Below are 21,667 nucleotides of genomic sequence, written 5' to 3' on the forward strand. Positions count from 1 at the left end.
AGCACGAGAAGGGTCGACGGGCGCGTCGGACGGCGGCCGCGTCATGCGGGCGACGTACCGTACGGCGGCGGAAGCAGGTACCGTTGAAGCCCTGAGTACCGGTCTCTCGCTCGAGAGGCCGCTATGAACCATGAACGCGTGTCAAGACTCTGGGGCCGTCGAGCCCCGTCGTTGAGGGGGTCGAGCCATGGGGCGCGGCCGGGCCAAGGCCAAGCAGACGAAGGTCGCCCGCCAGCTGAAGTACAACACTGGCGGGACAGACCTATCGCGCCTGGCCGAGGAGCTGGGCGCATCGACATCGAACGAGTCGCCGAACGGCGAACGCTTCGAGGACGATGAGCAGGACGACCCGTACGCACAGTACGTGGATCTGTACGACGAAGAGGAGGACGACGACGCGGGTGCGCCCGGGTCGTCGGACCCCCGGTCGAAGCGCCGCGGCGCCTGACGTTCGCCCGTACTGACCCGGTCCGGCGGTCGCCGGACCGGGTTCTGGCGTGCGCCGGGGCCCCGCGGCACGGAGCCGACGCGCGCCGCGGAACTGGTGGGCCGCTCGGGCAGCCGTCCGGCGGCAGCCGCCCACGGAGGCCGCACGGTGCCCGCCGGAGAACGCTCAGCGTGCATAGTCACCCGTGAGGGTGACCGCTTCCGTGCGGTCCCCGCGTTCAGTGATCTCCCCCGCCACCCAGGCGTCCACGCCCCGGTCGGCCAGCGTCGCCAGGGTGCTGTCCACCGAAGCGCGGGGCACGACGGCGACCATGCCGACGCCCATGTTCAGGGTCTTCTCCAGCTCGTCCCGCGCCACCCCGCCGGCTCCGGCGACCACGTCGAACACCGCGCCGGGTGTCCAGGTCGAGCGGTCCACGGCGGCGTGCAGCCCCTCGGGAACGACCCGCGCCAGATTGCTGGCCAGTCCGCCCCCGGTGACGTGCGAGAACGCGTGCACCTCGGTGGTGCGGGTCAGCTCCAGGCAGTCCAGCGAATAGATCTTCGTCGGCTCCAGCAGTTCCTCGCCCAGGGTGCGGCCGAACTCGGGCACCTGCCGGTCCAGCTCCCAGCCGGCGCGGTCGAAGACCACGTGCCGCACCAGCGAGTACCCGTTCGAGTGAAGCCCGGAGGAGGCCATGGCGATCACCACGTCCCCCGTACGGATGCGATCGGGCCCCAGCAGCGCGTCGGCCTCCACCACGCCGGTGCCCGCACCCGCCACGTCGTACTCGTCCGGCCCCAGCAGCCCCGGGTGCTCCGCCGTCTCGCCGCCCACCAGCGAGCAGCCCGCCAGCACGCAGCCCTCGGCGATCCCCTTGACGAGGTGCGCCACCCGCTCGGGGACGACCTTGCCCACGCAGATGTAGTCCGTCATGAACAGCGGCTCGGCACCGCAGACGACCAGGTCGTCCACGACCATCGCCACCAGGTCGTGGCCGATCGTGTCGTGCACGTCCATGCGCTGCGCGATGGCGACCTTGGTGCCGACACCGTCGGTGGCCGACGCGAGCAGCGGGCGCGCGTAGCCCTTGAGCCGGGACGCGTCGAAGAGACCGGCGAAGCCCCCGAGCGCACCGATCGACTCGGGGCGCCGGGTCTTGGCGACCCACTCCTTCATGAGCGTCACGGCACGGTCGCCGGCCTCGATGTCGACGCCGGCGGCGGCATAGCTGACGCCTTCGCTGTGTGTCATCGGTACGTCTCTCGTGTGGGGGTGCGGAAGGGGGAGCGGGACCGGCACCGCCGGCAGGCCGCCGCGCCGCGGGTCCGGTGCCCCGCCGCCCCCGCGCCCGACGGCACCGCGGGCAGCGGGTGGCCGGACGCGGCGGGACGGGGCGGGGTACGCACGGTGCGGGCGGGGCGACGCGGGCAGCTAGGGACGCTTCAGCGCGTCCGCGGCACCCACACCCGAGGCGAGGGTGTTGACGCCGTCGACGTCGGAGCCCGCCTCGGCTTCGAGCAGGTGCTTGCCCAGCAGTTCGGGGTCGGGCAGCTCCATCGGGTACTCCCCGTCGAAGCAGGCCCGGCAGAGCTGGTCCTTGGGGATCGTGGTCGCCTCGATCATCCCGTCGGTGGAGATGTAGGAGAGCGAGTCGGCCCCCAGCGACTTGCCGATCTCATCGGTCGACAGCCCGTTGGCGATCAGTTCGGCGCGGGTGGCGAAGTCGATGCCGAAGAAGCAGGGCCACTTGATCGGCGGCGAGGAGATCCGCACGTGCACCTCGGTCGCCCCGGCCTCGCGCAGCATCCGCACCAGGGCGCGCTGCGTGTTGCCGCGGACGATCGAGTCGTCCACGACGACCAGCCGCTTGCCCCGGATGACCTCCCGGAGCGGGTTGAGCTTGAGGCGGATGCCGAGCTGGCGGATGGTCTGCGAGGGCTGGATGAAGGTACGGCCCACGTAGCTGTTCTTGACCAGGCCGGAGCCGTACGGGATACCGCTGGCCTCCGCGTAGCCGATCGCGGCGGGAGTGCCGGACTCCGGGGTCGCTATCACCAGGTCGGCGTCGGCCGGGGCCTCGGCGGCGAGCTTGCGGCCCATCTCCACCCGGGAGAGGTACACGTTCCGGCCCGCGATGTCGGTGTCCGGGCGGGCCAGATAGACGTACTCGAAGACACAGCCCTTCGGCTTTGCTTCGGCGAACCTTTGGCTGCGCAGTCCGTCCTCGTCGATGGCGACCAGTTCGCCCGGCTCGATCTCCCGGATGAAGCTCGCGCCGACGATGTCCAGCGCCGAGGTCTCACTGGCCACCACCCAGCCGCGCTCCAGGCGGCCGAGCACCAGCGGCCGGATGCCCTGCGGGTCCCGGGTCGCGTAGAGCGTGTCCTCGTCCATGAAGACCATCGAGAACGCGCCCCTGACCTGCGGCAGCACCAGCGGCGCCGCCTCCTCGACCGTGAGCGGCTTGCCGTCCGCGTCGGTCTGGCCCGCGAGCAGCGCGGTGACCAGGTCGGTGTCGTTGGTGGCCGCCACCTGGGTGGCCCGGCCGCCCGGCACATCGGCCTGCTCGGCCACCAGCTCCGCCAGCCGCGCCGTGTTGACCAGGTTGCCGTTGTGACCCAGGGCGATCGAACCGTGGGCGGTGGCGCGGAACGTGGGCTGGGCGTTCTCCCAGACCGAGGCGCCTGTCGTCGAGTAGCGCGCGTGACCCACGGCGATGTGGCCGCGCAGGGATCCGAGGGAGGTTTCGTCGAAGACCTGTGAGACCAGGCCCATGTCCTTGAACACCAGGATCTGGGAACCGTTGCTCACTGCGATGCCCGCGGACTCCTGACCGCGGTGTTGCAGGGCGTACAGGCCGAAATACGTGAGCTTCGCGACCTCTTCCCCCGGCGCCCAGACCCCGAAGACGCCGCATGCGTCCTGAGGGCCCTTCTCACCGGGGAGGAGGTCGTGGCTGAGCTTTCCGTCACCACGTGGCACGCTTCGAGTCTACGGCCAGCCACCGGCTACGCCGAACCCGGGACCTGTGACCTTCAGCCCAGTACCGGCAGCACCGGCGACAGATCGGCCCGGGCGCCGCTCGCGGTCAGCTGCGGGCCGGCCAGCGCCTCGGCCCAGGCGACCCGGCCGGTGGCCAGCCTGAGCCAGGTCAGCGGGTCGGTCTCGACGACGTTCGGCGGGGTGCCGCGGGTGTGCCGGGGCCCCTCGACGGCCTGGACGACGGCGAACGGCGGGATCCGCACCTCCACCGAGGCGCCCGGCGCCTTGGCCGCCAGCGCGTCCGCGAGCAGCCGGACCGCGGCCGCCGTCGCCTGCCGGTCCAACGCGATCCGCAGCCCGGTGGCCCGGGCCAGGTCGTCGCTGTGCACCACCAGCTCCACCAGCCGGGTCACGGTGTAGTCGAGCATCCGCATCGTGCCGAACGCGTGCGGGACCAGCAGGTCCTCGCGCACACAGGACTCCAGGACCGGCTCCAGATCGGCGACGGCCCGGTCGATGCGCTCCGGGCCGTCGGGCGAGGCCACCGCCTCCGCACGGGTCTCCTCGTCCAGCACCTCGGCGCGGGTCGCCGCCGCGAGGGCCCACCGGGAGAGGGTGACCTGCGGGGCCTGGCCAGAGACCTCCGTCCCCGGCCTGCCCAGCAGGCGGGGCACCGAGTCGATCTGCCGGGCGAGGTGGACGAGCAGGTGGTGCACATCCCAGCCGGGCAGCCCGGACGGGAGGGCGTGCTGCTCCGGTGCGAGGCGGTGCGCGGCGTCGGCCACGGCCTCGACCTGGTTGATGAGCGCCGTGCGGACGCGGGTCGGGTCGTAGGTACGCCGGTCTCTTCCGGTCGGGGCGGTGCGTCGGGCGGGCGGCATACGCGTGAGATTAGCGGGCCGCACACTTCCGCGCCCTCCCGCCCTGCGGAGGGCGGGAGGGCGCGGGCCGGGGCCGGGACGGGCCTCGGCCCGTCGGTCAGGGCCGGGACCGATCAGCCGAAGAGCTCCGGGATCGTGGCCTCGTGGTGGCGCCGCAGCTCCGCCAGCGGAAGCGAGAACTGGCCCTGGACCTCCAGCGCCTCCCCGTCCACCACGCCGATGCGCGCCGCGGGCAGCCCGCGCGCCGCGCACATGTCGGTGAACCGGACCTCCTCGCTGCGCGGCACGGCCACCAGCGCCCGGCCCTGCGACTCCGAGAAGAGGAAGACGAAGGGGTCGAGCCCGTCCGGGACGACGATCCGGGCACCCCTGCCGCCCTTGAGGCAGGACTCGGCCAGGGCCTGGACGACGCCGCCGTCCGAGACGTCGTGCGCCGCGTCGACCATGCCGTCGCGGGACGCGGAGATCAGGATCTGCGCCAGCAGCCGCTCCCGCTCCAGGTCGGCACGCGGCGGGCGGCCGCCCAGATGGCCGTGCGCGACCTGGGACCAGGCCGAACCGCCGAACTCCTCGTGCGTGTCGCCCAGCAGGTAGACGAGGTGGCCCTCGTCGCGGAACGCCATCGGGGTGCGCCGGGCGACGTCGTCGATGACGCCCAGTACGCCGACCACCGGGGTCGGGTGGATGGCGGCCTCGCCGGTCTGGTTGTACAGCGAGACATTGCCGCCGGTGACCGGGGTGCCCAGCTCCCGGCAGGCGTCCGCGAGCCCGCGGCACGCCTCGGCGAACTGCCACATCGCGGCGGGGTCCTCGGGGGAGCCGAAGTTGAGGCAGTCGGTGACCGCCAGCGGACGCGCGCCGGTGGCGGCGACGTTGCGGTACGACTCGGCGAGCGCCAGCCGCGCGCCCTCGTAGGGGTCGAGCTTGGCGTACCGGCCGTTGCCGTCGGTGGCGACGGCGACGCCCAGACCCGTCTCCGCGTCGATCCGGATCATGCCGCCGTCCTCGGGCTGCGCCAGCACCGTGTCGCCGAGCACGTAGCGGTCGTACTGGTCGGTGATCCAGGACTTCGCCGCCTGGTTCGGGGAGCCGACCAGGGCGAGCGCGGCGGCCCGCAGCTCCTCGCCGTCCGCCGGCCGGGGCAGCCCGGCCGGGTCGTCGGCCTGCAGCGCGTCCTGCCAGTCGGGGCGTGCGTAGGGGCGCTCGTAGACGGGGCCCTCGTGCGCGACCGTGCGCGGGTCGACGTCGACGATCTTCTCGCCGTGCCAGAAGATCTCCAGCCGGTCGCCGTCGGTCACCTCTCCCACGACGGTGGCGGTGACCTCCCACTTCTCACAGATCTCCAGGAAGCGGTCGACCTTGTCGGGCTCGACGACCGCGCACATCCGCTCCTGGGACTCGGACATCAGGATCTCCTCGGGGGAGAGCGAGGAGTCGCGCAGCGGCACGGTGTCGAGTTCCACCTGCATACCGCCGGAGCCGTTGGAGGCCAGCTCGCTGGTGGCGCAGGAGAGCCCCGCGGCGCCCAGGTCCTGGATGCCGACGACCAGGTCGGCGTGGAACGCCTCCAGGGTGCACTCGATGAGCAGCTTCTCCTGGAAGGGGTCGCCGACCTGCACGGCGGGGCGCTTGCTGGGCTTCTCCGCGTCGAAGGTCTCGGAGGCCAGGATGGAGGCGCCGCCGATGCCGTCGCCGCCGGTCCGCGCGCCGTAGAGGACGACCTTGTTGCCGGTGCCCGCGGCCTTGGCCAGGTGGATGTCCTCGTGCTTCATCACCCCCACGCACAAGGCGTTGACCAACGGGTTTCCCTGGTAGCAGGGGTCGAAGACGACCTCGCCGCCGATGTTGGGCAGGCCCAGGCAGTTGCCGTAGCCACCGATCCCGGCGACGACCCCCGGCAGCACCCGCTTGGTGTCGGGGTGCTCGGCGGCGCCGAACCGCAGCGGGTCCATCACCGCGACCGGGCGGGCGCCCATGGCGATGATGTCGCGGACGATGCCGCCGATACCGGTGGCCGCGCCCTGGTACGGCTCGACGTACGAGGGGTGGTTGTGCGACTCGACCTTGAAGGTCACCGCGTAGCCCTGGCCGACGTCCACCACCCCGGCCTGCTCGCCGATGCCGACGAGCATCGCCTCGGCGCCCGGGCCCTCGGTCGGGGCCTTCTCGCCGAACTGCCGCAGATGCACCTTGCTGCTCTTGTAGGAGCAGTGCTCGGACCACATCACGGAGTACATGGCCAGCTCGGCGCCGGTGGGGCGGCGGCCGAGGATCTCCCGGACGCGGTCGTACTCGTCCTGCTTGAGACCGAGTTCCGCCCAGGGGAGCGCGGTGTCGGGGGTCTGTTCGGCGTGCTTGACGGTGTCGAGCGGGTGGGAACTCATGAGGCGACCAGCTTCTTCAAGGCCGAGGTGAAGAATCCGAGCCCGTCGGTCGTCGGCCCGGTGAGGGCCTCGACCGCGTGCTCCGGATGCGGCATGAGGCCGACCACGTTCCCGGCCCCGTTGGTGATTCCGGCGATGTCCCGGCGCGAGCCGTTGGGGTTGCCGCCGAGGTAGCGGACGACGACCCGGCCCTCCCCCTCCAGCTCGTCCAGGGTGCGCTCGTCGGCGACGTAGCCGCCCTCGCCGTTCTTCAGCGGAACGACGATCTCCTGGCCCTCGGCGTAGTCCGCGGTCCACACGGTCTCCGGGTTCTCGACCCGGAGCCGCTGGTCCCGGCAGACGAAGTGCAGATGATCATTGCGGGTCAACGCGCCCGGCAGGAGATGGGTTTCGCACAGGACCTGGAAACCGTTGCAGATGCCGAGTACCGGCATTCCGGCCTTCGCCTGTTCGACAACCGCCTCCATGATGGGGGAGAAGCGGGCAATTGCGCCGCACCGCAGATAGTCGCCGTAGGAGAATCCGCCCGGCAGCACGACCGCGTCCACCTGCTGCCGGCGCAGGTCCCCGTCTCGGTGCCAGAGGGCGACGGGTTCCGCGCCGGCGATACGCACGGCGCGGCGCGCGTCGCTGTCGTCCAGGGAGCCGGGGAAAGTGACGACGCCGATACGGGTGGTCACGCGACTGCTCCCTCGGATGTCGCGTTCCCGGTGTCGCCGCCGTGCGGGTCCCCGTCACCGGCCGGGCGCTCGCTGCCGTCCGCGTCCTGGACGCGGACGGTGAAGTCCTCGATCACGGTGTTGGCGAGAAACGTCTCGGCGAGTTCGTGTATGCGGGCGAGGGCGTCCGCGTCGACGGGGCCCTCCACTTCGAGTTCGAAGCGCTTGCCCTGGCGGACATCGGAGATGCCCTCGAAACCCAGCCGGGGCAGTGCGCGCTGCACCGCCTGTCCCTGGGGGTCGAGGATCTCCGGCTTCAGCATGACGTCGACGACGACGCGAGCCACAGGTACTCCTAGTGCTTAGCGGGGCGCTGCGCTGGCCAGCGTACCCGGCGCCAGGATCTACGCGCGTTGATATCTCGGCCGGCCGCACCGGGACTTCACGAAGCACTGGGAAAAACGGCAGGAAAAAAGTAGGGTCCCGATTGCGGCCGGAAGCGGAACTCAATTCCGTGGGCCACAATCTTTGTGCGCCCTTTGCACTCCGGTGCCGAAGCGTCGCACACAGTTGAATATGAACCCGTCTCCTACTCGGGTTCGCCTGCATACCCGCCGATCGGCGGGGGCTTGCCGAGGAAGCCGCAATGCCGGGGGACCCCCTTTCGTGATCCTGCAGGAAGGACCGATATCCGTGGCACAGCGCGTAGTGGTCATGCTCTCCGACGACATCGACGGCGGAGAAGCCGCGGAGACGGTCTCCTTCGGCCTCGACGGCAAGACGTACGAGATCGATCTGAACGCCGAGAACGCGAAGCAGCTGCGCACCGAGCTGGCCCCCTTCGTGGAGGCCGGCCGCAAGCGGGCGCGCTCCGGCAAGACCTACCGCCGGACGTCGATCGACCCCGACCCGCGCGCGGTGCGGGCCTGGGCGGAGTCCAACGGGTTCGACGTCCCGGCCCGCGGGCGCATCCCGAAGAAGGTCTACGAGGCGTTCCGCGCCGCGAGCTGACCCGGCGGCCCGCCCCCGGCCGCCCCGGCCGCCCCGGTCGAACCGGTCGGGCCGCGCCGGTCGCGCGCCGCGCGGTCGGGCCGGCCCTCCCCCGCCCGGCGACACCCGCGGCGCCCTCCCCGCGCTCCCCGCGTCACGGGCCCCGAAAGCGGGGCGGCGGTCGGTCCGGAGTGTCCCCCATGGGCGTGACGAACCGGAACGGGCCGGTTCGGGGCTCGACTTGCCAGGGACCCCGGGTGATCGGCTAGAGTCAAGGCACGCCGCGAGGGAAGCCCCCGAGGGAAGACCTCAAGCAAGCGTGCGGGTGTAGCTCAGTAGTAGAGCGCCCTCTTTCCAAGAGGGAGGCGCAGTGTGCGATTCCTGTCACCCGCTCTCCAGTACGGACCTCCGGTCGGAAACGATCAGGTAGAGTATTGGTCGCACCACTCGGTGAAAGCCGGGTGGGGGCAATGCGGACGTAGCTCAGTTGGTAGAGCGCAACCTTGCCAAGGTTGAGGTCGCGAGTTCGAGCCTCGTCGTCCGCTCACTTCGGTAGGAAACGGCCCCGGTCCTCGGACCGGGGCCGTTTCTCGTGCTCGTGCTTGCTGGTGACCGGACGGCCGCTCGTGACCGGACGGGCCGGACTCCTCGTGACCGGACGTCTCGTGGCAGCGCGTCCGTGCTCCCGGCTCCGCGCCCGCGCGACGGCGCTCACCGGTCCGCCCGGCCTCCGACGTCCGCCGCCCTCCGATGACATTCGTCATCCACACCCATGACCGCGCGCACTGCCCTCGCGCCCTGACCGGCGGAAACCTGAAGGCATGGACGCGATCGAGGTCGAAGGACTCAAGCGCCGCTATGCGGGCCGGGCCACGTCCGGGCGCCGCACCGGCGCGACCGAGCAAGGATTCGAGGCGGTACGGGACGTGTCGTTCTCGGTGCGGGAGGGGGAGATCTTCGCGCTGCTGGGCACCAACGGGGCCGGCAAGACCTCCACCGTGGAGGTGCTGGAGGGGCTGGCACGTCCCAGCGCCGGCACCGTACGGGTGCTGGGATTCGACCCGTACGGCGAACGCGCCTTCGTCCGCCCCCGTACCGGAGTGATGCTCCAGGAAGGCGGCTTCCCCTCCGAACTCACCGTCGCGGAGACCGCGACGATGTGGGCCGGCGTCACCAGCGAGGCCCGGCCGCCGCAGGAGGCACTGGAGATCGTCGGGCTCGGTGGCCGGGCCGGCGTACGGGTCAAGCAGCTCTCCGGCGGCGAACGGCGGCGGCTGGATCTGGCACTGGCGCTGACCGGACGGCCCGAGGTGCTCTTCCTGGACGAGCCGACCACCGGCATGGACCCCGAAGGGCGCCGGGACACCGCCGAGTTGGTGCGCAACCTGCGGGCCGAAGGCACCACGGTGCTGCTGACCACCCACTATCTGGAGGAGGCCGAGCAGCTCGCGGACCGGCTGGCGATCATGCAAGCCGGCCGGATCGTGGCCTCGGGGACCCCCGAACAGGTGGTGGCCGAACGCCCCTCCCGGATCACCTTCCGCCTCCCCCGCGGCGTCCCCGCCGAGCGGCTGCCGTTGAACGTACCGGCCGCCGTGGACGGCCGGACGGTGGCGGTGCGGACGCACGAGCTGCAGTGGGCGCTGACCGAGCTGCTGGTATGGGCCCGCGAGTCCGGCATCACGCTGGAGGGACTGCAGGCCCGGTCGGCCTCGCTGGAGGAGGCGTTTTTGGAGATCGCCGAGGCGGGCAACCGGCCGGAATCCGGCCCGGACCGGACGGGTCCGGACACCGGAACGGGCACCGAGGCCGGAGCGGACGACGGAACGGGCACGACGACCGGCGCCGGCACCGGGGCCGGCGCGAGGACGGGGGTTCGGGCATGAGCGGGACGACGACCACGGCACCGGCCGGGAAGCCGGTGCGGAACACCCCTGCGGGGGCGTGGCGCAGGCTGTCGGCGCGCCGGGTGCGGGCGCTGGCCCGCGCGGAGCTGACATTGCTGGTGCGCAACCGGTCCGCGCTGTTCATCGCACTGCTGCTGCCGACCGCGATGGCCTTCTCCCTGAGGTCCACCGCCGCCCAGGCCGATCTGTCCGGCACCGGACTCTCGGTGGGCACCACCGTGCTGCCGGGCGCGGTGGGCATGGTGCTGCTGTTCGCCATCTACAGCAATCTCGTGGGCGTCTATGTGGGCCGCCGCGAGGAGCTGGTGCTCAAGCGGCTGCGCACCGGAGAGGCGGACGATCTGGAGATCCTCGGGGCGGCGGCGCTGCCGTCCGTCACCATCGGGGTCCTCCAGTCGGTGCTGCTGCTGGCGGGCGGGGCCGCGCTGCTGGACGTGGGAGCGCCGGCTCGGCCGGATCTGCTGGTGGCCGGGCTGCTGCTCGGCATGCTGCTGATGGCGACGCTGGCCGCCGCCTCCTCGGCCTTCACCCGCACCATGGAGCTGGCACAGCTCACCCCGATGCCGCTGATGCTGGCGACGTTCGCGGGCTCGGGGGTCTTCATCCCGCTGGAGATCTACCCCGACCGGATCGCCGAGTTCTGCCGCTGGCTGCCGATGACGCCGGTCATGGACCTGCTGCGGAGCGGCTGGACGGAGCAGCTCAGCGGCCCCGAGACGCTGCGGGCGCTCGCGGTCGCGGTGGCCTGGACGGCGCTGGGCGGATACCTGGTGCGCAAGCGGTTCCGGTGGGAGCCCCGCCGCTGACCGGCTGCCCCGGCCCCGGCCCCGGCCCCGGGGCCGGGGCCGGGGCCGGGGCAGCTCCTCGCGGTCGACCTCCCGATCGGGCCCCGCACCGCTTACGGTGGCCGGAGTGCGCCGGAACGAAAGAAGGCGTGCTCCGGAACGGGAGGCGGGCCACCGATGATCCACTGGGGCCGGGAGAAGCGGCGGAAGTGGCAGCGGCGCAGCAAGCTGCAGCAGGTCGAGGCCTCGACGTACTGGCTGCTGCTGCTCTCCCCCTGGATCTTCTACGTGAGCGGTATGCCGCAGTTCGGGGTGCAGGTGGCGGGACCGCAGCCCGCGGCGGTCCTGGAGGGGGCCGTCGTCGTGCTGGGGTTTCTGCAGTGCCTGCTCGGGGTGCGTGGCCTGCGGCGCGGTCTCGACACCTATCTGGGCACCGAGCAGGAGCCGCCGCGCCGGTTGCCGGCCGCCGGACTCGTGACGTTCCTGCTCACCACGGCGCTGGTCACGTTCCTGATCGCGCGGGGCTGGGCGGCGAACGACAATCCGGGGCCCGCGATGGCGCTGTTCGCCGGGCTCCCGAGTCTGACGGGCGTCTACGGGCTCACCGTGCCGCCCCGCCGCTCGGCGGCCCTGACCGCCGGAGGCTGCGTGCTGATCACCGCCGCGTTCGCCGCGGCCGGGGCGACCTGGCCGGCGCTGCTCGGCACGCTGTTCGTCCTGGTGATCGGCGGGCTGGTCGGGATCTTCTCGCCGCGCTGCTCGGCCTGGTACCTCGCGGTGATGCGGGAGCTCGACGAGGCACGGGAGGCGCAGTCGCGGCTCGCGGTCGCGGAGGAGCGGCTGCGCTTCAGCCGCGACCTGCACGACGTGATGGGCCGCGACCTGTCGGTCATCGCGCTCAAGAGCGAGCTGGCCACCCAGCTCGCCCGCCGGGGCGCCGCCTCGGCCGCCGAGCAGATGCGCGAGGTGCAGGAGCTCGCACGCAAGTCGCAGACGGAGGTGCGGGCCGTCGTCCGCGGCTACCGCGAGGCGGGGTTGGAGACCGAACTGGCCGGGGCACGCGCGGTACTGCGGGCGGCGGGGGTGGACTGCCGTATCGAGTCCGCGCAGCCGGGCCTGGGGCTCGACGCGCAGGCGGCGCTGGGCTGGGTGGTGCGCGAAGGGGCCACCAACGTGCTGCGGCACGCCGAGGCGAGCTGCTGCGTGATCCGGCTGACCCGCGACGCGGCCGACGCCACCGCGCTGGTGATGGAGAACGACGGGCTGCGGACGGACCAGGACCGGGCCGGCAGCGGGCTCACCGGCCTCCGGGAACGGCTGGCCGCCGTGGACGGCACGCTGACCGCGGAACGCGACGAGACGGCCCGGCTCTTCCGGCTGCGGGCCGAGATCCCGGCGTCCGGCTCCCGGAGTCGGCGACCGCCGCCGGGGCCGGAGGAGGCGGGGCCGGGTGCGGGGGCGCCCGGCCTCGCCGACGCCGCGGTCGGTGAGGGGACCGGTTCGGCGAGGGGGGAGAACCATGGGTGAGGAATCCGGCGAGGTGCCTGCCGCGTCCGGCGGGGAGGCCGTCCGGGTGCTGCTGGCCGACGACGAGCATCTGATCCGCGGGGCACTGGCCGCCCTGCTGGCGCTGGAGGACGATCTGGTCATCGTCGCCGAGGCGGCCTCCGGACCCGAGGCGCTGGCCATGGCCAGGGCGCACCGCCCGGACGTGGCCGTGCTCGATCTGCAGATGCCGGGCGCCGACGGCCTGCGGGTCGCGGCCACGCTGCGGGAGTCGGTACCGGACTGCCGGACGATGATCGTCACCAGCCACAGCCGGCCGGGGCACCTCAAGCGGGCGCTGGCGGCGGGCGTCCGCGGCTTCGTCCCCAAGACGGCGTCCGCCCAACAGCTCGCGGAGATCATCCGCAGCGTGCACGGCGGGAGCCGGTACGTGGATCCCGAGCTGGCCGCCGACGCCATCAGCGCGGGGGACTCGCCGCTGTCGGCCCGGGAGGCCGAGCTGCTGGAACTGGCCGCGGACGGAGCGCCGATCGCCCGGATCGCCGAGCAGGCGTCGCTGACCCAGGGGACCGTCCGCAACTACCTGTCGGCCGCCGCGGCGAAGCTGGGCGCCGAGAACCGGCACGCGGCCGCCCGGTCAGCCCGCGCACGAGGCTGGATCTGAGACCCGCGGGACGCGGTCCGGCACCGCCTCCGCTCCGGCTATACTGGGCCCCGCGCCACGGCGGCCCCGGTGAGTGGGCCGGCCGACGCGCAGTGTGCGGACGTAGCTCAGTTGGTAGAGCGCAACCTTGCCAAGGTTGAGGTCGCGAGTTCGAGCCTCGTCGTCCGCTCGGCAGACAGCCGTACGGCCCCGGTCATCCGACCGGGGCCGTACGCGTGTCGGGGCCCGGTGCGGGCCGGCCGTCGGCCGCCGCTCCGGGGAGGGGCCGCCGTCTCCGGAAAGGGGGCGCCGCTCCGGGTGTGGCGCGCCCCCTCCCCGGAGTGGCCGCGGGACGGCGTCAGCTCCAGGGGACGCCCGTGAGGCGTTCGTACGCCTCGATGTAGCGGCTGCGGGTGGCCTCGACGACGGCCTCGGGCAGCGCGGGCGGCGGCTGCTCGGAGGTGCGGTCCCAGCCGGATTCGGCGGAGTCCAGCCAGTCGCGGACGTACTGCTTGTCGAACGAGGGCTGGGAGCGTCCCGGCTGCCACTGGTCGGCGGGCCAGAAGCGGGACGAGTCGGGGGTGAGGACCTCGTCGGCGAGGGTGAGCACCGGTTCGCCGTCCTCGGTGCGGTTGTCGTCCCAGCCGAACTCGAACTTGGTGTCGGCCAGGATGATGCCCCGCTCGCGGGCGATGTCGCGGGCGCGGTCGTAGGCGGCGAGGGTGGACTGGCGCAGCGCGGCGGCGGTCTCGGGGCCGAGCCGGCGGGCCACCTCCTCGTAGTCGACGTTCTCGTCGTGCTCGCCGACGGCCGCCTTGGTGGCCGGGGTGAAGAGCGAACCGGGCAGCTCGGAGCCGTTCTCCAGGCCCTCGGGCAGGGCGAGCCCGCAGACGGTGCGGGACTCCTCGTACTCGGCCAGCCCGGACCCGGCCAGATAGCCGCGGGCCACGCACTCGACGGGCAGCATCCGCAGGGAGCGGCAGATCATGGTGCGGCCCGCCCAGTCGGCGGGGGCGCCCGCGGGCACCTCCGTGCTGATCACATGGTTGGGCAGCAGGTCCTCCAGCAGCTCGAACCACCACAGGGACAGCCGGGTGAGGACGCGGCCCTTGTCCGGGATGACGGTCGGCAGCACCCAGTCGAAGGCGGACAGCCGGTCGGTGGCGACCATCACCAGGTCGCCGTCCTCGTTCCGGTAGAGGTCGCGCACCTTGCCCGTGTGCAGGTGCACCAGGCCGGGGACCTGGGCGGGCTCGGGCTTTTCGACGAATCCCGTCACGTTCTCTCCTCAGCGGGGGGCCGGATTCCTGCGGCGCTTCCCACAGGTGCCCCGATTCTTCCTTGTCGCCCGCGCCGGGCGCCGGGCGGTACGGCCCCCGCCGGGTCGACGGCCCGGTGGTTCACCCGCGCAGCCTGGGGCCGGGTACGTCGGCGGCGGGCTCCGGGCGCCGGCACGCGGGTCCGGCGGCGATCCGCGTGGGCGGTCGCGGGGGTCATTCCCTGTGGCAGATGCGGTCCAGGAGGTTGCTGGTGGCGCGCTGGACTCGGGTGTCGATGTAGCCGGGGCGGTCCAGGGCCGGGGACCAGGCGAAGGAGCCGGAGGAGAAGACCAGCGCGCCGGAGGGCGCGCGGTAGAGCGAGGTCTCCTGGTGGCGGAGTGCGCCGGCGCGGTCGCGGTAGGGGGAGTGTGCCAGCAGGATCCGGGAGGTGTGCTGGGGCAGCGCGGTGCGCGGGAAGTAGCGGTCGGCCTCGCCGGCGACGAGACCTGGCAGCTCGTCGCCCTCGTGCGCCTCGGTGGCCGCCCACAGCCAGTGGTCGGCGTTGCGGACGATCAGCGGGTAGGGCTCGGCGACCTGTCCGGCGTACTGGATGCCCAGCAGCGCCTGCTCGGGCTCGCCCTGCTCGCGCCAGAGCGCGGGGCGCCCGGGTCCGCGCCGTTTTCGGCAGGTCAACAGCCGGTCGGTGGCGCCGGAGGGCAGCGCTTCGAGCTCCACTTGCCAGTACATGGTGTTGGCGGAGAGGAAGACCAGCGACGTGCCGCTGTCCCGCGCTCGTTCGGCCGCCCGGCGCATCGGGACGGACCAGTACTCGTCGTGGCCGGGGAAGACCAGGGCCCGGTAACGGGTGGGGTCGATGTGCCCGGCGTGCAGGTCGCGGGTATCGGCGTAGGCCAGGTCGTAGCCGTACCGCTCGGCCCAGCGGATGAAGTCGTAGGCGTGCCCGACGTGCAGGGGAAGGCCGGAGCCGGCGTAGGGGCGGTCGAACGAGACGGTCATCGCCGCCTCGCTCTCGCCGATCAGCCGGCCCTCCGCGTCCCAGGCGTGGTAGAGGCTCGCGCCGGTGCGGCCGTCCTCGGGGAAGAGGTTGTACGCCTGCCACGTCACGTCCGGGAGGATCAACAGCAGATCGGCCGGGTCACGGTCCCGGACGGTGAAGGGGATGTGCGAGCGGTGCCCGTCGGCCGTGGTCAGCACGGCGACGTAGGCACCGGTGGACCAGTAGTCGGGGATCTGGAGGCGCCAGGAGAGCCACCAGTGGTGGCAGGAGACGGTGCGCTCGGCGGTGAGCGGCGCGGGCTGCTGGATGCCGGACAGCCGCGGGCTGGTCGTGACCTTGGTGGCACCCGCGCCGCCGTAGTGGCCGATCCGGTAGACGTCGACGCTGAAGGGCTGCGGTGGATTGACGGTGATCCGGAAGTCGAGGGACTCGCCGGGCGGTGTGCCGCCCGCCGCCGAGGCGAAGCCCTTGATCTGGCAGCGCACATCGTCCGCTGCGGGCGGGGCGCTGCTGGAGAGGCCGCGGCTCCGGGGGCGGGGTACGGTCTGCCCGCCGCCGGCCAGCTCACGCACCAGTTCGGGGGTGCGGGAGGTCTGGCCGGGAGCCGGGTCGACGCAGTCCACGTACCAGGGGACGAGCCGGCCGTTCTCGAAGTAGTTCTCGCTCACTCGCAGCCACGGCAGGGGGCCCTGGCCGAAGGGGTCGGTCACGGCGTGCGCCAGCGCACCCGACTCCCAGCGCCGGGTCGGCTCGGTCGGTCCGGTCGCCTCGGCGGCCTCGTGGACGAGTGACGCGGGCTGCTGCTCGGTCCGCTCGGCTTCCCGTACGGGCTGTCCGGTCCGCTCGATTCCCATCGCTGCTCCCTCCCCGTACCCTCGCTGCGCTCGATGTGACGGCAGACAGCACATCACACTACGCAAGGGTGTGGTCACCCTTCGTCGCCAAATGGCTGGAGATGATCTTCAGACGAGCCGCACGGGCTTCTCCGGCCGCACTCCGGCCACCGCCAACCAGTCCCGCAGCCCCTCCGCCTCACCGTCCTCGACGAGAGCGAGCACCAGCGAGGGCAGCTCGCCCGCGCGCTCGCCGTCGACGTAGAGCGCCGGTCCGTCCAGCCAGTCCAGCCCCGGTACCGCCTCGGCCGTGTCGACGGCGGCGCAGCAGACGACGGCGGTGACGTGGTCGGCCAGTAGTTCCTTGCCGCTCCGCGGCGGCTGCAGTGGCAGTCCCATCGGTGCCAAGGGCGCGAGATGTGCGCCCCCGGTACCCGGCGGGGGCTCCGCGCCGGGGCTCGCACCGAGGCCACCGGGGGCGCTCACCGCATCCTCGCGCGCCACTTCCGCACTGATACGCGCTGCCAGAGCGTCGGTTCCGCCCGCCGCGGCGAACCTGTCGAGTACCCGCGCCAGCGTGGGCCCCGCCCACTCCGAGCCCGCCTCCTCGGCGGACGCCCCACTCGGCGCTCCACTCCCACCGGAGGGCGGTGCACAGGCGGAGGGCGGCAGCCGACGGCCGACCGGCACCGCGGATGTCGTGGCAGCGGAGGCCGAAGCCGCGGCACTCGCAGCCGACCTGGACGCGCCCACCGGCTCCGCGGGGCCGAGCGCGTCCAGCGCGGCGAAGAGGCGGGCGGCCTCCGCGCGCCAGATGCGGTCGACGACCTCCTCCGGATACGCCGCCCAGTCCACCGGCGTCCACTCCGGCGCCGGGCCGTGCCCGCCGGCCGCCGCGGGCGCCGGAGGGCACGGCCCCAGGAAGATCCGAGCGGCGAGCAGCGAGACAGCGCCGTCCGTGCTGCCGGGCTCCTTCAGCAGGTCGCAGGCGGGACGTTCGCCGAGCCGCGAGGTGAAACCCGCCGCGAGCCGGTCGCGGCGGGACAGCTCGGTCAGCGCCGAGACCACCCCCGCGTCGAGCCGGGTGGGCCACAGGCCGAGCCGCCAGGCGGGCAGCGCCACCCGGGTCAGCAGCCGGTCCCAGCCGGCATAGGCGAGGCCGACCTGTTCCTGCGCCGCGACCCGCAACCCCTGGTCGACGGCCTGGGCGCGGTCGGCCGCGGCAGCGGCGACGCCCTGCTCCATCGCGGCGGCGTGCGGTCCGGCGGCGCGCAGCATCAGCCGGGCGACCGGCCCCACCGCACGGTGCACCGCGCGGCGCAGCGGTGCCGCGCATCCGCGCACCACCCGCGCGAGCGCCCCGGGGGCCCGGAGCGCGGGTGCGCCCGGCCCGTCCGCCGCCGGGCCATCACCGTGCCACGGGTCCGCGGGGCGCTGGGCGTTGGCCACCGCCGCGTCCAGCCCTCGAACGACCCGGCGGGCCGCCGCTATGTCGGGGTGGGCGGAGGGGCCGGTGCCGGCGACCACCGGGGCGAGCAGCGCGCGCAGTTCGGCGACGCGCATCCACCACAGGAACGGTGAGCCGATGACCAGCACGGGGGCCGCACCCCGGGCGCCGCCCGCGCGCGCGTGTGAGCGGTCCTCCAGCCAGCTGTCGCAGTCCGGGGTGAGCGCGATGGCGGAGGGCGCGGGGACTTCCAGCCGGTCGGCGAGGTCGCGGACCAGCGCGTGCAGGTCGGGGGCCGCGGGCTCCTCGACCGGCACCGTCGGGGAGACGGCCGGCCGGCCGCGGGCGATGGCGAGCCCGGCGACCGCCGCGCAGGCGAGAACGGCGACGGCGAAGCCGCTCACGGTCCAGCGCGCCGTCTCCCAGCCGGGGCCGAACTGCCCCGTCGTGCGCCCCGTCCAGAGGATCACCGCGGCGGCGGCCGGGAGCAGCGCCAGGGCGAGCACCGTGCTGCGCACCCGCAGCACGGCGAGGGCGTGCGCGCGCGCCGAACGCACCCCTGCTCGGCTGCCGGGACCAAGACCCTCTGAACCGCGCACGTCTCACCCCCGCACCTTCGGGTCCGCCACCGGACTTTCCGGCTTCCACCCACTGTGTCACCGCGCTCCGACACCGCAATACGCGCTGCGCCAGTCGACGGACGGTTCGCCGGGCGGTCGGCGAGGCGCCCCGCAGTCGGCCGGGCCCGCCCGCGCAGGGCTGTCGGCGGGTGCACGGCAGTTGTGCGGCACCCTAGTCGGGGCCTCGGCGGGCGTCAGCAGTAAGCGGACGCGCTCACTCGATGGAATGGCTTTGGGGAGAGCTCTTGCCCGGCGGGGGCGGGAGGTATATGAGCCGCAGGTATGCCGGTATGCAGCGCTGCGCCCCCGCGCACGCCGTCCCGCCCGACCGCCGCCTACGGTCCGGGCGAGCCGGGGGATTCCGGACCGCTCAGTCGGCCGCGGCGGTCGCTCAGTCGACCGAGGCGGTCGCTCAGTCGGCCGCGGCCGCCTCGGCGGCGGCCCGCTCCGCGATGTCCGTACGGTGGTGCGAACCCGCCAGCCGGACGCGTCCGACGGCCGTGTACGCCCGCTCGCGCGCCTCGGCCAGATCGGCTCCGGTCGCGGTGACCGACAGGACCCGGCCGCCCGCGCTGCGCACCGTGCCGTCCGCGTCGGCCCTGGTGCCCGCGTGCAGCACGTAGGCGTCCGGACCGTCCTCCCGGACGATCTCGGCCAGCCCCTCGACGGCATCGCCCTTGCGGGGCTCGGCCGGGTACCCGTGTGCCGCGACCACGACGGTGACCGCCGCGCCGTCGCTCCAGCGCAGCGCGGGGAAGTCGGCGAGCTCCCCGGTGGCCGCCGCGTACAGCAGGCCGCCCAGCGGCGTGCGGAGCCGGGCGAGGACGGCCTGCGTCTCCGGGTCCCCGAACCGGGCGTTGAACTCGATGACACGCACACCGCGCGAGGTGAGCGCCAGGCCCGCGTAGAGCAGCCCGGAGAAGGGCGTGCCCCGGCGGCGCAGTTCGTTGACCGTCGGCTCCAGCACCGTGGAGACGACCTCGTCCACCAGCTTCGGGTCCGCCCACGGCAGCGGCGAGTAGGCGCCCATCCCGCCCGTGTTGGGGCCCCCGTCGGCGTCGTAGGCCCGCTTGAAGTCCTGCGCGGGCTGCAACGGGACCACGGTCTCTCCGTCGGTCACCGCGAAGAGGGAGACCTCCGGACCGTCCAGGAACTCCTCGACGACGACGGCGCCTCCGCAGGCGCGCGCGTGGGCGCGCGCCTCCTCGATGTCGTCGGTCACCACGACGCCCTTGCCCGCGGCGAGGCCGTCGTCCTTGACCACGTAGGGCGGGCCGAACGCGTCCAGCGCGGCGTCGGCCTCCTCCGGTCCGGTGCACACATAGCTGCGCGCCGTGGGGACCCCGGCCTCGGCCATGACCTCCTTGGCGAACGCCTTGGAACCCTCCAGCACGGCGGCCTCGGCCGACGGGCCGAAGACGGGGATGCCCCGCGCGCGGACCGCGTCGGCGACTCCCTCGACCAGCGGCGCCTCGGGGCCGACGACGACCAGGTCGGCGCGGACCGCGTCGGAGGCGGCGAGCGCGGCGACCGCGGCGCCGTCCAGCACATCCACCGCGTGCGGTGTGGCCACCTCGGCGGTCCCGGCGTTGCCGGGCGCGCAGTGCACGGCGACGACCTCGGGGTCCAGGGAGAGCGAGCGACAGATTGCGTGTTCGCGGGCACCGCCGCCAATGACCAGAATCCTCACGCCGCCAACCCTAGCGGCCCGCGCAGCCGCCTCCGCGCGGCCCTTACGGGTGACAAGGTGCCGCCCCCTACCCGACAGACCGCCACTTCCGGGGGGAATTCCGTGCGGATCGTCGGTGAGGTCCCACTTTCGGCGGTATGAATTGGGCGGTCGGACCGAACGCCGGGCTGCCGGACGCGTCGTCGAAGGAGCATGGGTGAAGCGGGTCAAGCAGCCGGATCTGCTGGGGCGGGGGTTCCCGTCCGGGGACTGGAACGAGCCCGCCGAGCGCCTGGAAGAGCTGTACCAGTGGGTCGAGCAGGAGGCGATGCGCCTCGTCGAGTGGTATCTGGCGGACCGCGTGCGCAAACGCCGCTGGGCCCGGTGGCTGCGCGGCGGCGTCGTGGCCGGGGCCTGCGTGGGGGCGATGCTGCCGCTCGCCGACCTGGCCGGGGTCGCCCTGGTGCAGGAGAGGTCCGGCTACCTCGGCTATCTGGCCCTGCTCGGCGCGGCCGGCTGCGCCCTCACCGACCGCTGGCTCGGCCTGACCTCCGGGTGGATGCGGGACGTCGCCGCGGCGGTGGCCCTGCACCGGCGGCTGGAGGCGCTGCGGTACGAGTGGGCCGCCGAGAACGTCCGCGAGGTCCTCGGCCCGGCCGAGGGCACGGCCGGTGAGGCGGCGGAGCGCGCCCTGGCCGTGCTCCGCCGGTTCTCGGACGACGTGAACGAGACGGTGCGGGCCGAGACGGTCGACTGGATGGTCGCCTTCCGCACCTCGGGCTCCCCGCTCCTGCTGACCCCGCAGGGCACGGTGCCCGGCGCGCGGGGCGCGCCGGCACGCCGCATGCCGCCCCCGAACGGAACCGCCGGCTGGGCCACCATGCCCCGCCAGCGGCCCCCGGGCGGCTGACCGGGGGCCGCGCGGGGCGGCGGCCGGACAGCGGGCCGGCGGCGAACGGTCAGCCGAAGACGATCATCGACCCCTGGGCCAGGCTGCGGGTCACGGCCGCGTGCAGACTCAGCCACACATGCCGCTCCCTGCCGAACGGGGTGCCGTCCTCGTAGCCGATCGCGGCGGAGGCCGCGGGCTCGTCCAGATCGGTGGGACGCAGCGGCGCGGCGGGCGCGGGCGGCGGGTTGCCGGGGTCGATCCCCAAGTGCGGCCCGAGCGCCTGGAGTTCGCGCAGCAGGCCGTGGCTGGAGCCCAGCGGACCGTTCCCCTCCAGCAACTCGTCGTCGTAGAGCGGCGCCTGGAAGTCCACCGGGATGTAGACACCCGCGTGGTCGTAGTGCCACACCAGATGGGACTGCTGCGCCGTCTGCTCGAACATCTCCAGGAGCTGCTCGTAGTCGCTGCCCAACTCCCCCACCGGCGCCACCTCCAGACCGGAGGCCAGCAGCAGGTGGGCTCGGCGCAGGTAGTGCAGCGCCTCGTAGTCGAAGCCCGCGACCGGGGCCACGTCGCCGGAGAGGCCCGGCATGTAGCCGAAGACGGGAACCGTGGGCAGACCGGCCTCGGTGAGCACCCTGTCGTAGGTGGCGATCTCTTCGGAGAAGGGGTTGTCGGGGCTGTGGCACAGCACGTCGACGAGGGGTACGAGCCAGAGGTCACAGGCCAAGGGGCGCTCCAATACCGTCAGGGACCTGCCTGCAC

At 73.5% G+C, this 21,667-nt stretch carries 18 protein-coding genes and 3 tRNA genes; 10 read left to right on the plus strand and 11 right to left on the minus strand.

Annotated elements, in window-relative coordinates; translation table 11 throughout:
• Nucleotides 1–187: 187 nt before the first annotated feature.
• Nucleotides 188–448 (plus strand): DUF3073 domain-containing protein, encoded by a 261-nt coding sequence (locus P2424_RS29520; RefSeq protein WP_276478707.1) that lies wholly within the window; start codon nucleotides 188–190, stop codon nucleotides 446–448.
• A gap of 165 nt (nucleotides 449–613) precedes the next feature.
• Here the strand turns inward: P2424_RS29520 and purM are convergent, their stop codons facing one another.
• From purM to purS, 6 genes are all read right to left on the minus strand, one after another.
• The gene (purM, locus tag P2424_RS29525) at nucleotides 614–1,681 is read right to left on the minus strand and encodes a phosphoribosylformylglycinamidine cyclo-ligase (RefSeq protein ID WP_276478708.1); all 1,068 of its coding nucleotides are present in this window, start codon (nucleotides 1,679–1,681) and stop codon (nucleotides 614–616) included.
• A gap of 180 nt (nucleotides 1,682–1,861) precedes the next feature.
• The gene (gene purF / locus P2424_RS29530) at nucleotides 1,862–3,412 is read right to left on the minus strand and encodes an amidophosphoribosyltransferase (protein ID WP_276478709.1); all 1,551 of its coding nucleotides are present in this window, start codon (nucleotides 3,410–3,412) and stop codon (nucleotides 1,862–1,864) included.
• Nucleotides 3,413–3,465: 53 nt separating this feature from the next.
• Nucleotides 3,466–4,293 carry a sterol carrier family protein gene (locus tag P2424_RS29535; protein WP_276478710.1) on the minus strand — a complete coding sequence of 276 codons (828 nt, stop codon included), beginning with the start codon at nucleotides 4,291–4,293 and terminating at the stop codon, nucleotides 3,466–3,468.
• A 113-nt stretch (nucleotides 4,294–4,406) separates the two neighbouring features.
• Nucleotides 4,407–6,677, minus strand: a complete 2,271-nt coding sequence (purL, locus tag P2424_RS29540; protein WP_276478711.1) for a phosphoribosylformylglycinamidine synthase subunit PurL — start codon at nucleotides 6,675–6,677, stop codon at nucleotides 4,407–4,409.
• Complete coding sequence (gene purQ, locus P2424_RS29545) at nucleotides 6,674–7,357, minus strand: phosphoribosylformylglycinamidine synthase subunit PurQ (RefSeq protein WP_276478712.1); 684 nt, start codon at nucleotides 7,355–7,357, stop codon at nucleotides 6,674–6,676. The genes purL and purQ overlap by 4 nt, the downstream gene beginning before the upstream one ends.
• The gene (purS, locus tag P2424_RS29550) at nucleotides 7,354–7,683 is read right to left on the minus strand and encodes a phosphoribosylformylglycinamidine synthase subunit PurS (protein ID WP_276478713.1); all 330 of its coding nucleotides are present in this window, start codon (nucleotides 7,681–7,683) and stop codon (nucleotides 7,354–7,356) included. The genes purQ and purS overlap by 4 nt, the downstream gene beginning before the upstream one ends.
• Before the next feature lie 346 nt (nucleotides 7,684–8,029).
• Between purS and P2424_RS29555 the strand changes: the two genes are divergently transcribed.
• From P2424_RS29555 to P2424_RS29590, 8 genes are all read left to right on the plus strand, one after another.
• Nucleotides 8,030–8,347 (plus strand): Lsr2 family protein, encoded by a 318-nt coding sequence (locus P2424_RS29555; RefSeq protein ID WP_026004379.1) that lies wholly within the window; start codon nucleotides 8,030–8,032, stop codon nucleotides 8,345–8,347.
• 300 nt (nucleotides 8,348–8,647) lie between these two features.
• A tRNA-Gly gene (locus tag P2424_RS29560) sits at nucleotides 8,648–8,719 on the plus strand.
• A gap of 79 nt (nucleotides 8,720–8,798) precedes the next feature.
• Nucleotides 8,799–8,871 (plus strand) — tRNA-Gly (locus P2424_RS29565).
• Nucleotides 8,872–9,147: 276 nt separating this feature from the next.
• Nucleotides 9,148–10,212: an ABC transporter ATP-binding protein gene (locus P2424_RS29570; RefSeq protein ID WP_276478714.1), complete on the plus strand. Its 1,065-nt coding sequence runs from the start codon at nucleotides 9,148–9,150 to the stop codon at nucleotides 10,210–10,212.
• A complete protein-coding gene (locus P2424_RS29575) occupies nucleotides 10,209–11,039 on the plus strand; it encodes an ABC transporter permease (RefSeq protein WP_276478715.1) in 831 nt (276 codons plus the stop codon). The genes P2424_RS29570 and P2424_RS29575 overlap by 4 nt, the downstream gene beginning before the upstream one ends.
• A 156-nt stretch (nucleotides 11,040–11,195) precedes the next feature.
• A complete protein-coding gene (locus tag P2424_RS29580; protein ID WP_276478716.1) occupies nucleotides 11,196–12,545 on the plus strand; it encodes a histidine kinase in 1,350 nt (449 codons plus the stop codon).
• Complete coding sequence (locus P2424_RS29585) at nucleotides 12,538–13,188, plus strand: response regulator transcription factor (protein WP_276478717.1); 651 nt, start codon at nucleotides 12,538–12,540, stop codon at nucleotides 13,186–13,188. The genes P2424_RS29580 and P2424_RS29585 overlap by 8 nt, the downstream gene beginning before the upstream one ends.
• A 96-nt stretch (nucleotides 13,189–13,284) precedes the next feature.
• A tRNA-Gly gene (locus P2424_RS29590) sits at nucleotides 13,285–13,357 on the plus strand.
• 168 nt (nucleotides 13,358–13,525) lie between these two features.
• Here P2424_RS29590 and P2424_RS29595 read toward each other — a convergent pair.
• The 4 genes from P2424_RS29595 to purD all read right to left on the minus strand — a co-directional run bounded on the left by P2424_RS29595 (nucleotide 13,526) and on the right by purD (nucleotide 20,034).
• Nucleotides 13,526–14,446 (minus strand): phosphoribosylaminoimidazolesuccinocarboxamide synthase, encoded by a 921-nt coding sequence (locus P2424_RS29595; RefSeq protein WP_276478718.1) that lies wholly within the window; start codon nucleotides 14,444–14,446, stop codon nucleotides 13,526–13,528.
• Nucleotides 14,447–14,660: 214 nt separating this feature from the next.
• Nucleotides 14,661–16,298, minus strand: coding sequence for a N,N-dimethylformamidase beta subunit family domain-containing protein (locus P2424_RS29600; protein WP_276478719.1), 1,638 nt, complete (start codon nucleotides 16,296–16,298; stop codon nucleotides 14,661–14,663).
• A gap of 108 nt (nucleotides 16,299–16,406) precedes the next feature.
• Complete coding sequence (locus P2424_RS29605) at nucleotides 16,407–18,281, minus strand: hypothetical protein (protein ID WP_276478720.1); 1,875 nt, start codon at nucleotides 18,279–18,281, stop codon at nucleotides 16,407–16,409.
• A 475-nt stretch (nucleotides 18,282–18,756) separates the two neighbouring features.
• A complete protein-coding gene (gene purD / locus P2424_RS29610) occupies nucleotides 18,757–20,034 on the minus strand; it encodes a phosphoribosylamine--glycine ligase (RefSeq protein ID WP_276478721.1) in 1,278 nt (425 codons plus the stop codon).
• Between the two features lie 196 nt (nucleotides 20,035–20,230).
• Between purD and P2424_RS29615 the strand changes: the two genes are divergently transcribed.
• Nucleotides 20,231–20,923: an SLATT domain-containing protein gene (locus P2424_RS29615; RefSeq protein ID WP_276478722.1), complete on the plus strand. Its 693-nt coding sequence runs from the start codon at nucleotides 20,231–20,233 to the stop codon at nucleotides 20,921–20,923.
• Nucleotides 20,924–20,972: 49 nt separating this feature from the next.
• Here P2424_RS29615 and P2424_RS29620 read toward each other — a convergent pair whose 3' ends face one another.
• Entirely contained in the window at nucleotides 20,973–21,632 is a 660-nt protein-coding gene (locus P2424_RS29620) for a hypothetical protein (RefSeq protein WP_276478723.1), read from the minus strand.
• Nucleotides 21,633–21,667: the final 35 nt, after the last annotated feature.

The sequence above is a fragment of the Streptomyces sp. WMMB303 genome (assembly GCF_029351045.1).
In the GTDB taxonomy this organism is placed as follows: domain Bacteria; phylum Actinomycetota; class Actinomycetes; order Streptomycetales; family Streptomycetaceae; genus Streptomyces.